Origin of the sequence: Jujubicoccus corallicola (genome assembly GCF_047345645.1) — a bacterium.
In the GTDB taxonomy this organism is placed as follows: domain Bacteria; phylum Pseudomonadota; class Alphaproteobacteria; order Rhodobacterales; family Rhodobacteraceae; genus JBLEFH01.
Map to the genome: position 1 here is coordinate 281,007 of NZ_JBLEFH010000001.1, position 12,708 is coordinate 293,714.

Sequence of the window (12,708 nt, forward strand, 5' to 3'; positions counted from 1 at the left end):
GCTGCGGGAAGGCCTAGGCCATGTCGCGCAGCCAGCGGCGGATGACTTTTTCGAGTTTCGCCGCCCCGATGGGCGCCATTTCCTTGGTCTGTTCGTGGCTGATATTTTCGGCGGCCATGCCCGCGCCCATATTTGTGATCACAGAAACCGCGACGACCTTCAGGCCGAGGAACCGTGCAAGGATCGCTTCGGGCACGGTGGACATGCCGACCGCATCCGCGCCGAGGGTTTTGAGCATCCGGATTTCCGCCGGGCTTTCAAAGGACGGGCCGGTGCACCATGCGTAAACGCCATCCCCGCATGTGACGTCTTCCGCCTCCGCCGCCGCATGGAGCGCGGCGCGGATGTCCGGGTCATAAGGCTCGGTCATGTTGACGAAGCGTTTGTCGGTTTTCTCGCCGATTAGCGGGTTCTGCCCGAAGAGCGAGATGTGATCGGACAGCGCCATGATATTGCCCGGCGGCAGATCCTCGCGGAGCGATCCGGCGGAGTTGGTCAGCAGCAGGCTTTCCGCGCCGAGCGATTGCAGCAGCTCCAGCGGGGCGCGCATCACATCGGGCTTGCCGCTTTCATAATAATGCGCCCTTCCGCCGAAGATGGCGACGCGGACGCCTTCGAGCGTGCCGATCACCAGCTTGGGGTTGTGGCCGGAGACGCCCGCATGGGGGAAGCCGGGCAGGTCGGCATAGTCAATCGCCAGCCCCTCGACCCGGTCCGCCAGCCCGCCAAGGCCGGAGCCGAGGACGAGGCCGACGCGCACCGGCTCCTTGCCGGTCTGTTCCTGAACGAAATCGCGTAGATCGGACCCGCGCATTTACCGCTCCTTCACATAGGGACGACCGCCCGCTTTCGGGGGGATCGCCTTGCCGACGAAGCCCGCGAGGATGATGACGGTCAGGATATAGGGCAGGGCCTGCATGAACTGCACCGGGACGCGGACGCCGCCGATATTGAGGTCCTGATAGCGGATGCCGATGGCTTCCAGCAGGCCAAAGAGCAGGCAGGCGAAAAGGGCGGGCCAGGGCCGCCATTTGGCGAAGATGAGGGCCGCGAGGGCGATATAGCCTTTGCCCGCGGTCATCTCGCGGACGAAACCCGCGCCCATGGAGGTCGACAGATACGCCCCCGCGATGCCGCAGAGCAGGCCGCAGATGATAACGGAGGAATAGCGCAGGCGGGTCACGGAGACGCCTGCGGTATCGACCGCACCGGGGTTCTCGCCAACCGCGCGCAGGCGCAGGCCGAAGCGGGTGCGGAAGAGGACCCACCAGCTGATCGCCGGGAGCAGGAAGGCGGCATAGACGAGGATCGAATGGCCGGAGATCACTTGCTGATAGAGCGGGCCGATCACGGGCACATCGCTCAGCGCGTTGGCGAAGGGCAGGGTGATCGTGGAAAAGCGGCCCGAGGTGACTTGCGGTGTTTGACCGCCCTGCCGGAACCAGTTTTGCCCGATAAAGACCGTGAGGCCCGAGGCGAGGAAGTTGACCGCCACGCCGGAGATGATCTGTTGCCCGCGGAAGGTGATCGAGGCGAGGCCGTGGATCAGCCCGAGGAAGAGCGACGCGCCCATTCCGGCGAGCAGGCCCAGCCACGCATTGCCCGAGACATAGGCGACGGCGGCGGCCATGAAGGCCCCGGCCAGCATCTTGCCCTCAAGGCCGATGTCGAAGATCCCGGCCCGTTCGGAGAAGAGGCCCGCGAGACAGACGATCAGCAGCGGCGTCGCGAGGCGGATCGTGGAGTCGGCGAGTTGCAGAAGGCTTGCGTAATCCATCAGACGCGCTCCGTTGCCATGCGAACGGCCATATAGGCCATGAAGGTGCCGAGGGCGGCTTCGATCCAGCGGCGCGCGCGGTTGTAGGCGGCGCGCATCGGGGAGGACGAGAGCAGGATGGCATAGGCCCCATGCCCGGCGAGCGACATGGCGAAAGCGCCGAGGAAGAAAAGCCCCGCCACGGGCGCAGGAGCGCCGGTAATCGCGCCGACCGATGAGATCGCAAGCCAGAACACGATGGCTTTCGGGTTGGTGATCTGCATCAAGAAGCCCATGAGCCAGTTTTTCGGCAGGCTGTGATGGGCGACGGTTGCCGGGGTGACGGCGGGCGGGGTCAGCGCCTTTTGCCAGGATTTCAGGCTGAGCCATGCGAGATAGCTTGCGCCCGCGATTTTGACGGCGACGGCGGCCCAAGCGACCTGTGTGAGTAGCGCGCCGAGGCCGAGATTGGTGGCGACGGCGAGCAGGAGCGCGCCTGAGGCCACGCCGAGGCTACAGACAAGCGCGGCTTGGCGGCCCTGCGACATGGACACGCCGAGGATCAACGCCACCGCCGGGCCGGGCGACAGCACTGCGACCAGCAGAATGGCGTAGGCCGCGCCGAAACCTGCGAGATAGGGGAGAAGCATATCCATCACTCGACCCTCTTGTTGAGGCCAAACATGATGAACAGGCGCTCCAACGGGAAGCGGACCATGTTTTCCAGCGCGCCCGCGAAGAGGATCACGAGGGCCTGAATCACGAGGATCATCTGACTGGGGATGGAGGGCATCATGAAGGACAGCTCCGCGCCGCCTTGGTAGAGGATGCCGAAGAGGATCGCGGCGAGGATCACCCCGACCGGATGCGAGCGGCCCATCAGGGCCACGGCGATACCGACGAAGCCCGCGCCCTGCACATGGTCGGCGAGGAGGCGTTGCTGGTCGCCCATCACGGTGTTGAGCGCCATCATCCCGGCCATCGCGCCCGAGAGCAGCATGGCGATCATGGTGATGCGGATCGGGTTGATCCCGGCATAAAGCGCGGCGGGTTCGGACTGGCCGAAGGCGCGGAGCGCATAGCCGGTTTTGGTCCGCCAGATGAAGAGCCATGTGAAAAGCGAGGCCAGCAGCGCCACGAAGAACGAGATGTTCAGCGGCGAGCGGGAGATAGAGATACCGAACCATGCGGCCATTTCGTCCATGCGTGGAAGCTGTGCGCCTTCGGCGAAACGGCGGGTTTCCGGCGACTGGCTGCCGGGGGCTTTGATAACATCGTTCAGCAGATAGACCATCAGCGCGGCGGCGATGAAGTTAAACATGATTGTTGTGATCACAATATGGCTGCCGCGTTTGGCTTGCAGATAGGCCGGGATCGCGGCCCATGCCGCGCCCGCTGCGCCGGAGGCGATGATGGTGAGCGGTAGGGTGATGAGCCAGCTTGTCTGGTCGAGCGTGAGGCCGATCAGCGCCACGCCGAGCCCGCCAATCGCCGCCTGACCCTCGCCGCCGATATTGAAAAGCGAGGCGTGGAAGGCGATGGCGACGCAAAGACCCGTAAAGATGAAATTCGTTGCGAAATAAAGGGTGTAGCCGATCCCGTAATCGGAACCGAGGGAGCCCTGGATCATGATTTTCACGGCTTCCCACGGGCTTTCGCCGATGATCAGCACCACCAGACCGGCAACGGTGAAGGCGATGATGACCGACAGGAGCGGGATCAGGATGACATCGGCCCAACGGGGCAGAACGGAACTCATGCGTGCGCCTCATTCGGTTGGTCGTCGTCGATCCCGGCCATGAGGAGGCCAAGCTCGCCCTCATCGGTGGTCGCGGCATCGACAATGCCGGAGATGCGGCCGTCGAACATCACCATGATGCGGTCCGACAGGCCGAGAATTTCTTCAAGCTCGACCGAGACCAGCAGGATCGCCTTGCCCTCGTCCCGCAGCTTGATGATCTCCTTGTGGATAAATTCGATCGCGCCGATATCGACGCCGCGAGTCGGCTGGCCGACGAGCAGGAGATCGGGGTTCTGCTCGATCTCTCGGGCGATGACGAGCTTTTGCTGGTTGCCGCCCGAGAAATTGGCCGATTTGAGATTGATGTCGCGGGGGCGGACGTCGAAATTCTCCATCCGCTGCTCGGCGACCCGTTTCATCTTGCCAATGTCGAGCAGGCCCGGCCCGGTTTGGTAGTCGGGGTGATCGTGATAGCCGAAACTGGCGTTCTCCCACGCGGAGAAAGGCATGATCATGCCGCGCCGGTGACGGTCCTCCGGGACGTGGTTGATGCCGACCTTGCGGCGGTCATCGGCGTTGTAGATGTTTGTCAGATCAAGGGTTTGCCCCTCGAAATTGATCGTGCCGCCCGCGGCTTCACGGATGCCCGCAAGGATTTCGAGCAGTTCCGACTGCCCGTTCCCGGCAACCCCGGCCACGCCAAGGATTTCGCCCTTGCGCAGATCGAAGGAAATGCCGCGCAGCTTCTCGACCCCTGCCGAGTTGACGCAGCGCAGCTTGTCGACCGAAAGGACGACTTCGCCCGGCTGGGCGGGCGCCTTGTCCACCCGCAACAGCACTTCGCGGCCCACCATCAGCTCCGCCAGTTCGGCGGGCGAGGTGGAGGCGGTCTCGACGGTCGCGGTCATCTCGCCGCGCCGCATGACGGAGACGGTATCGGTCGCGGCCATGATCTCGCGCAGCTTGTGGGTGATGAGAATGATGGTCTTGCCCTCATTCTTCAGCCCTTCAAGTATGCGGAAGAGGTGGTCGGCCTCGGTCGGGGTCAGCACCCCGGTCGGCTCGTCGAGGATGAGAATATCGGCCTCGCGGTAGAGCGCCTTGAGGATCTCGACCCGCTGCTGCATCCCGACGGAGAGATCGCCGACGGTCGCATCGGGATCGACACGCAGCTCATATTCCTCAGCCAGCTCTTTCAGCCGGTCGCGCGCCTTGGCGAGCGAAGGCCGCAGCATCCGCCCGTCCTCCGCGCCCAGAATGATGTTTTCCAAAACGGTAAACGGCTGCACGAGCATGAAATGCTGGTGCACCATGCCGATGCCATGAGCGATGGCGTCGTCGGAATTCTTGATTTCGACCTTTTGGCCGTTGATCCGAATGTCGCCCTTATCGGCGCTGTAAAATCCATAAATGATCGACATGAGCGTCGATTTCCCGGCCCCGTTCTCGCCAACGATGCCGTGGATGGTCCCTTTGCGGACCTGCAAATCAATATCCTGATTGGCTTTGACCGGGCCAAAGCTCTTGGAAATACCTTTAAGTTCAAGGGCGAGGGGGGCCGATGTCCCGGCCCCCTGCTGCATATCCGCTGCCATTACGAAACCGGGCAGCTGTCGTCGTCGTAATAGTTGTGGACCTCGATCTCACCCGAGACGATGCCTTCGCGGGCCTCTTCCGCAGCGGCTTTCATTTCTTCGGTGATGAGATCGGTGTTGTTGTCATCGAGCGCGTAATCGACGCCGTTCTCGGCGAGGCCAAGCACCACTGTGCCGGTTTCGAACTCGCCGCCATCAGCGCCATCCTGGAAGGCTTCCTGAACCGCCACATCGACGCGCTTGACCATCGAGGTCAGCACATGGCCGGGATAGAGTGCGTTCTGGTTGGAGTCGACGCCGATCCCGAAAACACCCGCATCATTTGCCGCTTGCAGAACGCCGCGACCCGTGCCGCCCGCTGCGTGATAGATCACATCCGCGCCGCGCTCGATCTGCGAGGTCGCAAGCTCGGTGCCTTTCACCGGGTCGTTCCACGCCGCCGGGGTGGTGCCGGTCATGTTCTGGAAGATCTCCGCATCGGGATTGGCGTATTTTACACCCTCGACATAGCCGCAGGCGAATTTCCGGATCAGCGGGATGTCCATGCCGCCGACAAAGCCGACCTTGCCGCTTTCCGACTTCATCGCCGCCAGAAGGCCGACGAGGAAGGAGCCCTCATGCTCGGAGAACACCACCGAACGGACATTCGGCTGATCGACTTCCGCGTCGATAATGACGAAATTGGTGTCCGGGAATTCCGGGGCAATCGCGCTCAGCGGCTCGGCAAAGGAGAAGCCGGTCACGACGATCGGGTTGTTGCCAGCCTGAGCAAAGCGGCGGAGGGCCTGCTCACGCTGCGCTTCGGACTGCATCTCGAATTCGCGGTAAGACTGGCCGGTCTCTTCCTTGTAGCGCTCAGCGCCCATATAGGCCGCTTCGTTGAAGCTTTTGTCGAACTTACCGCCCATATCGAAAATCAGCGCCGGCTCCGCTGCGTCTTGCGCAAATGCGGTGCTGGCCAGACCGACAGTCGCAACTGTCGCCATAAGAGAAAGAATCTTCATAATCGTCCCCGTTCTCGCGGCTTCGCGCCGCCTAATTTATGGGCCATGGCAAAAAGCCTGACCTTCCACCCATTTATAAAGGCGAAATTGCCGGGTTTGGTCAAGGGGGCAAGGGGTTACGCGCCGTCAGGGGAGAGCGGGCGCATGAGGATCAGCGCACTGTTTCCAGCGCCGTAATAATCGCGGCGCCGGCCGGTCTCGCGATAGCCGCAGCCCGTGTAGAGCGCGTGAGCAGGGGCGTTGTCCTCCGCGACTTCGAGGAAGATCTGCGCGACGTCTTGGGCCGCGAGGGTCTGATGGGCTTGGTTGAGGAGCCGCCGAGCGATCCCCTGACGCTGCGCCTCGGGGGCGACGGCGATGGTCAGCAGCTCCGCCTCATCCGCAATTTTCCGTGTGATCGCAAAGCCGTTGGGAGCATGGAGCGCTTCGACACCGATTTGATCGAGCAGCCTCGCGATTTCCGCCGCGGACCACGGGCGCGGGTGTTTGGTGAAACAGGCCGCGTGGATTTTTGCCATTCTTTCCGGGGTCATGCGGGCAGAATGGTCGGCGGCGGCTCAGAGGGAAGCGCCGCGTCAGGCGGGCGCAGATAGAGCGGCGCGGGCGGGATATGGGGTTGGTTGAGCCGGGTTTGGGCGATCTTGGCGATGGCGACCGGGTCCGGGAAGGCCGTCCCCATCTCGCCGCCCGCAAGGGCCGGAGCTGCCGCGCCGAGATGCGTGTCCGGAAGATCACACGCACGAAGGTCCTCCAGAGTCATCAACTCCGGACCCCAGGCCGTTTCCCCAAAAACCTGTGCATAAACAAATCCGCCACGCGCATCGAGCGACACCGCGCAGGGCGGCGGCGCGTCATGGGCCAGCGCTTCGAAACTGGTCACGCCGATCGCCGGAATATCGAGCGCCAGCGCCAGACCGCGCGCCGTCGCGACCGCGATGCGCGTGCCGGTGAAATTGCCGGGGCCGATCCCGACGCCAATCGCTGTCAGGTCTTTTAAATCATGGCCTTGGAGCGCGTCTTCAATCATCGGCATCAGCGCTTCGGCCTGCCCTTTTTGCATCTCGGCGCGGCGCTCCGCGAGAACCGCCTCCCCGCAAAGCAAAGCGACCGCGCAATGCGCGGCCGATGTGTCGAAGGCGAGGATCAGCGGGTCAGACGCCAACGGGCCGGACCTCGGCAACCTCGGGAATGTAGTGGCGCAGGAGATTTTCGATCCCCATTTTCAGCGTCATGGTCGAGGATGGGCAGCCCGCGCAGGCGCCTTGCATATGCAGATAGACAACGCCGCGCTCGAAACCGTGGAAGGTGATGTCGCCGCCATCTTGCGCGACGGCAGGGCGGACGCGCGTGTCGAGTAAGTCCTTGATCTGATCGACAATTTCCTTGTCCGGGCCAGTGTGTTCAGCATGATCGACCGTGCCGCTCTCGCCTTCCATCACCGGCGCGCCGGACTGGAAATGCTCCATGATCGCGCCAAGGATCGCGGGCTTGATATGCGCCCATTCCGCTGCGTCACCCTTGGTCACGGTCACGAAATCCGGGCCGAGAAACACGCCCGTCACATCCGCCGAAGCGAAAATACGCTGCGCGAGCGGCGAGGTGGATGCGCTCTCCTTGCTCGGGAAATCCGCCGTCCCGGTGGACAGAACGTCTTGACCCGGAAGGAATTTCAGCGTCGCGGGGTTCGGAGTGGACTCAGTTTGAATAAACATCGCATCGGCCTTTCTTTGAAGGTTATTTGGGGCGCAGGGACGGGCGAGTCAAGCGAAACGCTTTGTTAAACCTTGGGCGCTATCTCCGTGCATGATGGAAAAGCGCCGCGAGACTGACTGTGTTGCTTCTAAATCGTTTGCGGCAACCGCCCGGCAAACGATTCGTCGACTCCTGCGCGAATTCCAGCGCCGCCCGTCCTATGCCGATATCGGCGAAATCTTCTCGCTTCGCCTCCTTTATACACTGATTGGCATCAAGGATGTCATCTTTTCCATTCTGGTGATCCGAAGCGATTTGCCGCTGGCCTTCACGCTGGTTTGGGGCGTGAGTGCGATGCTCTGTTATCTCCAGCTTTTGAAGGTGAAATTCTGGCCATCGCGGCGGCCCACAAGGCGCGTGAAACGGCGCATGGTGCGCTACGCGGTGGCGCTGACGGCCATCGTCACGGCGCATTGGTGCATCCTCACGATCACGGTGTTTCTCTTCATGGGCCACAAGGCCCAACTCGTCATTGTGGCGATGAGTTTTACCATGATCACCGGGGCGACCTTCCTCTTTAACCGCTTCCTGCTCGCCCTCATCACCACCATCGTGATGTTTACCGCGACCATAACCCTTGCGGCTTATCTGCATGACGGCTCCGAATCCGTGGCGCTGATCCTCTATGCGGCGAGCCTTGTCTTCGTGATCGTGCCGCTCGGGCTCCATCTCAACATCCGCGGGCGACAGCATGACGTGGCGCTCGCGCGGCGCAAACGGGCGGTGACCCTGATGGCGCGGGCGCAGGCGCGCAGTCTGGAACTGGCCTTTACCGACGAGATCACGGGCCTGCCGAACCGCAAATCCTACATCGCGACGGTGCAGGGCATGATGGAGCATGGCGAGTCGATGACGATCTTCGTGCTCGATCTCGACCTCTTCAAATCCATCAATGACGGCTATGGCCACGCGGCGGGGGATGAAGCGCTGCGGATCATGGGCACGCGGCTCGCGGGCTGTTTTCGGGAGGCGCGGCTCGTCAGCCGGCTTGCGGGAGATGAGTTCGCGGCGGTCTATAATGGCGCGCTGGATGACGAAACAATCATCCGCCTCAGCGAGCAAATGATCCTGTCGGCCCGCCGCACAATGGATATTGACGGGCGGCGGATCCATTCCGGCACCACCATCGGCGTCGCCAGATTGACGCCGGGCGATGGCGATCCGCTCATTGATCCGCTGGTGCGCGCCGATCTCGCGCTCTCAAAAGCCAAGGCGACGGCGCGCGGTCGCTATCTCATCTACGATCCCAGCCTCGGCAATGAACTGATGGAAGCCGAGCGCATGGCGAGCGATCTGCGTCTCGCGCTTCAGAACCGGCAATTCTGCCTGCGCTATCTGCCCCGGATCAACCTGCAAACGCGGCAGGTCATCGGGGCCGAAGTGCGGATTTTCTGGCGCGATCCGTCGGGCATCCTGCGTCCGCGCGAGGATTTTGCGGCGATTGTGGCCGAACGCGGGCTTGCGACAGGGGTGTCTCAGCAGGCTTTTGATATGCTGCTCGCGGATCTGAACGTTTGGGCGGCGGCGGGTTTGCGGGTCCCGGTGTCGTTTCAGTTGTTCGATATCGAGATGAAAACGCCGCAGCCGCTTGTGGAAAAGCTTCGGAATTTCAACGCGGACTGGCCCGATGCGTCGCAACTGACCATCGAGATCACGCAAGATGCGCTGATCGGGCGCGGGACGGCGGAGCATGATCTAACGCTCGATGCGATCAAGGATTTCGGCTTCGGGCTCGCGCTTGGGGGGCATATCTCCACCCACAGCGCAGTCGGGATTTTTAAGCGTGTCGCCTTCGATGAGATCAAACTGGCGTCGCAGGTCGGGAGCAGTCTCGTCGAGAGCGAAGCCGACCGTCAGATGGTCCGCGCGGCGACGGCCTTCGGGAACATTCTCGGGCTGCGCTGCGTCGCGCAGGAAGTCGAGACAGTCGCGCAGGCCGAAGTGCTTCGAGAGCTTGGCGTTGAGGTGGGTCAAGGCGAGGCGCTGCTGCCGATTGTCGACGCGGCGACGCTTGCGGAATTGATGACCGGCGCGCCAAAGCCGCAGATTGGGGCAACGCGGATTGCTTGAGTTTATGACGGCCTAAGCGCGTTGTGCGAGCCCAAAATTTTGCGTTCGGTTTGGTGAAAGGCTTGGGTTAGATTAGGGGAAAGTTGACCGGGCCATAGCCGTTTCAACTTCAACAGTGGTCTTGACCGCCTAGCCAAGAGACCCGAAAGGGGTAAAAATGGATCTCTTCGTAAGCTATTTTACACCGGAAAAGTTCTGACGCGAGTGGCTCGTCGGATGCATATCATTTGAGATCAACAAATTTCTTGGTGAGCTATTTTAATCCCGAATAACGGCTCGCCGCGTTTAATCTCGAAAAACCGACTCCGCGTTTAAACCCGAAAAAAAGCCCACTGCATTTTAACCCTGAAAACCACCCGCCGCGATCAGCGGCGGGAGGGTCGCTATCAGCTATACGCGTCCAGCAACGCTTCGGCGGCGAGGTGGCCGAGGGCGTTGGAGGCGAGGGGACTGTCGCCGGTGAGGAGTTTGCGGTCGCGGTGGACCATGCCGGTGATATCGTCGTTCAGGATTTTGACGCCGAGATTGGAGAGGCGCTCTCCGAGGAGCCACGGGAGCGGGCCGGGCATGTAGCCGATATCGAGATTGGCGCCGCTGTCGAGGCTGTCGGGGAAGACGCAGATTTCATAGTCCTTGAACGGATAATCCTCCGGTGCTTCATCGACGGCGGCGGCGAGCAGGCCCGCGGGGCCGTGGCACAGCGAGATGATGAAGCGGTCATTCTCCAGCGCCCAGTTGAGGGCTTTCTTCACATCGAGACTGTCCGGGATGGCGTTGAGCGCGCCATGGCCGCCGGGGATCAGGACCGCGGCGTAGTCATCGAGGCCAGACTCCAGGACGTCGGCCAGCGCTTTTGGCTCTTTGATTTGCGGCAGATATTTCTCGTAAACCGCCTTCACGGATTCGTCCTCGCGGGGCATCGCCCACATCTCGAATTTCGCGGGATTGCCGGAGAGCGTGACGATGTCGATATCGAAACCGGCCTTGTCGATATGGAGCATCGGGAGGAGCGTTTCGACCGGGTGGTTGCCCGAGGAAAACATCGTGCCGTTTTGCATGAGCACGTAACGCTCGTCGGTCAGGATCGCGAGGACCTTCTTGTCGCCCGTATAGATCTGCGGGTAGTCGCCGCCGTCATAATCCGTTTTCGGGCTGGTATATTGGGTCAGCGAATAGGGGGAGGGGAAGAAGGCGTTCTGCTCTGCCGGATCGGGATTGGGGGTCTTGTCGTCGGCCATGTCATATCCTTTCCATGGTGTCTGCGTCTGCCCAACCAACGTATGTGGCCGGGGGAGAGTTCCAAGGCGGCACCGGGGCTTAAACGCAAACAGCGGCACCGAGGCGCCGCTGTTTCTCTCACCACATCAGACGTCAGTGTTTGACGAAATCCGGGTAGGCTTCCATGCCAAGCTCTGCGACATCGAGGCCGGTGATTTCCTCTTCGGCGCTGACGCGAAGGCCCATGAGGCCTTTCAGCAGCATCCAGACCGCGCCGGAGGTGAGGACCACGAAGGCCCCGACGATGGCGATGCCTTTGATCTGCGTGATCACACTCGCATCAGGGTTGGTCCAGGCGACGACCAGCGTGCCGAAGATCCCGGCGCAGAGATGGACGGGGATCGCGCCGACCACATCGTCGATCTGAAGGCGATCCAACAGCGGCACGGTGAGATAGACGATCCCGCCGCCGATCGCGCCAATGATGAGCGCCTGGCCGAGGGTCGGGGTCAGCGGCTCGCCGGTGATCGCGACGAGGCCGGCCAGCGCGCCGTTGAGAACCATGGTCAGGTCCGGTTTGCCGTAGAGCGACAGGGTCAGGAGCAGCACCGAGAGCGCGCCGGCGGCGGCGGCCATATTGGTGTTGGCGAAGATGCGCGAGATGTCGGCCACATCGCCCGGCGTGTTCATCGCGAGTTGCGATGCGCCGTTAAAGCCGAACCAGCCCATCCAGAGGATAAAGGTGCCGAGCGTGGCCAGTGTCAGGTTGGAGCCGGGCATGGGCTGGGTGCGGCCGCTGCGGTATTTGCCGATGCGCGGGCCGAGGATGAGCGCGCCGGTCAGGGCCGCCCAGCCACCGACGGAGTGGACGATGGTCGAGCCTGCGAAATCGGCAAAGCCCATGGTTTCGAGGAAGCCGCCTCCCCATTTCCAGCTGGCCTGAATCGGGTAGATCAGCGCGGTCAGCACGACGACGAAGATCAGGAAAGGCAGGAGTTTGATGCGCTCGGCCAGCGTGCCGGAGACGATGGAGGCGGTGGTCGCGCAGAACATCAGTTGGAAGAAGAAATCCGAGCCGACGGAGGCGTAGGTGATGTCGCCAATGTCATCGGTGCCCGCGCCGACCGGTTCGAGAATCGCCGTGCCGACGCTGCCGATCACGCCGTTCATCATCCACGCATCGCCCGGATACATCAGCATATAGCCGATCATCCAGTAGCATATGGCGGAGATGGAAAAGAGCGAGATGTTCTTGATGAGCTGCATGGTCACGTTTTTGGACCGCACCAGCCCGGCTTCGAGCATACAGAAGCCTGCCGCCATCCAGAACACGAGAAAGCCGCCGATCAGAAACAGCAGCGAGTTGAAGATAAAGCCCGTCTCATCCGTCACTTGCGCCGACGCGAGGCCGGGCGTGAGGATCAGGGCGGTTGCGAGTCGTTTATGCATGTCGCCTCCCATTGGCTGAATACGGGAGCAGGAGGCGATTTTGCAGGTGCGAAGACAAGGCGAGGGCGGGCGCGACGGCGCGGGTCTCGATTTATCTGCATATAATTTATGCAGATAATGGGT

Annotated in this window: 12 protein-coding genes; 1 reads left to right on the forward strand and 11 read right to left on the reverse strand. The window is 62.1% G+C overall.

Annotated elements, in window-relative coordinates; genetic code table 11:
• Positions 1–13: 13 nt before the first annotated feature.
• From ACMA5I_RS01350 to ACMA5I_RS01390, 9 genes are all read right to left on the reverse strand, one after another.
• Positions 14–814 (reverse strand): purine-nucleoside phosphorylase, encoded by an 801-nt coding sequence (locus ACMA5I_RS01350; RefSeq protein WP_525884422.1) that lies wholly within the window; start codon positions 812–814, stop codon positions 14–16.
• Positions 815–1,777, reverse strand: a complete 963-nt coding sequence (locus tag ACMA5I_RS01355; protein ID WP_525884423.1) for an ABC transporter permease — start codon at positions 1,775–1,777, stop codon at positions 815–817. It abuts the gene before it with no gap.
• Positions 1,777–2,412, reverse strand: a complete 636-nt coding sequence (locus tag ACMA5I_RS01360; protein WP_525884424.1) for a LysE family translocator — start codon at positions 2,410–2,412, stop codon at positions 1,777–1,779. The genes ACMA5I_RS01355 and ACMA5I_RS01360 overlap by 1 nt, the downstream gene beginning before the upstream one ends.
• Entirely contained in the window at positions 2,412–3,515 is a 1,104-nt protein-coding gene (locus ACMA5I_RS01365; protein WP_525884425.1) for an ABC transporter permease, read from the reverse strand. The genes ACMA5I_RS01360 and ACMA5I_RS01365 overlap by 1 nt, the downstream gene beginning before the upstream one ends.
• Positions 3,512–5,092, reverse strand: coding sequence for an ABC transporter ATP-binding protein (locus tag ACMA5I_RS01370; protein WP_525884426.1), 1,581 nt, complete (start codon positions 5,090–5,092; stop codon positions 3,512–3,514). Before ACMA5I_RS01370 ends, ACMA5I_RS01365 begins: the two co-directional genes overlap by 4 nt.
• Complete coding sequence (locus ACMA5I_RS01375) at positions 5,092–6,096, reverse strand: BMP family lipoprotein (RefSeq protein ID WP_525884427.1); 1,005 nt, start codon at positions 6,094–6,096, stop codon at positions 5,092–5,094. The genes ACMA5I_RS01370 and ACMA5I_RS01375 overlap by 1 nt, the downstream gene beginning before the upstream one ends.
• 116 nt (positions 6,097–6,212) lie before the next feature.
• Positions 6,213–6,629, reverse strand: coding sequence for a ribosomal protein S18-alanine N-acetyltransferase (gene rimI, locus ACMA5I_RS01380; protein ID WP_525884428.1), 417 nt, complete (start codon positions 6,627–6,629; stop codon positions 6,213–6,215).
• Positions 6,626–7,258: a tRNA (adenosine(37)-N6)-threonylcarbamoyltransferase complex dimerization subunit type 1 TsaB gene (tsaB, locus tag ACMA5I_RS01385; RefSeq protein WP_525884429.1), complete on the reverse strand. Its 633-nt coding sequence runs from the start codon at positions 7,256–7,258 to the stop codon at positions 6,626–6,628. Before tsaB ends, rimI begins: the two co-directional genes overlap by 4 nt.
• Positions 7,248–7,808: a NifU family protein gene (locus tag ACMA5I_RS01390; protein ID WP_525884430.1), complete on the reverse strand. Its 561-nt coding sequence runs from the start codon at positions 7,806–7,808 to the stop codon at positions 7,248–7,250. The genes tsaB and ACMA5I_RS01390 overlap by 11 nt, the downstream gene beginning before the upstream one ends.
• Positions 7,809–8,088: 280 nt before the next feature.
• Between ACMA5I_RS01390 and ACMA5I_RS01395 the strand changes: the two genes are divergently transcribed.
• Positions 8,089–9,918, forward strand: coding sequence for an EAL domain-containing protein (locus tag ACMA5I_RS01395; protein ID WP_525884431.1), 1,830 nt, complete (start codon positions 8,089–8,091; stop codon positions 9,916–9,918).
• A gap of 386 nt (positions 9,919–10,304) precedes the next feature.
• On the opposite strand, the gene hchA is transcribed toward ACMA5I_RS01395, so the two are convergent.
• A complete protein-coding gene (gene hchA / locus ACMA5I_RS01400; RefSeq protein ID WP_525884432.1) occupies positions 10,305–11,156 on the reverse strand; it encodes a glyoxalase III HchA in 852 nt (283 codons plus the stop codon).
• A 133-nt stretch (positions 11,157–11,289) separates the two neighbouring features.
• Positions 11,290–12,585 carry an ammonium transporter AmtB gene (gene amtB, locus ACMA5I_RS01405; RefSeq protein WP_525884433.1) on the reverse strand — a complete coding sequence of 432 codons (1,296 nt, stop codon included), beginning with the start codon at positions 12,583–12,585 and terminating at the stop codon, positions 11,290–11,292.
• Positions 12,586–12,708 lie beyond the last annotated feature (123 nt).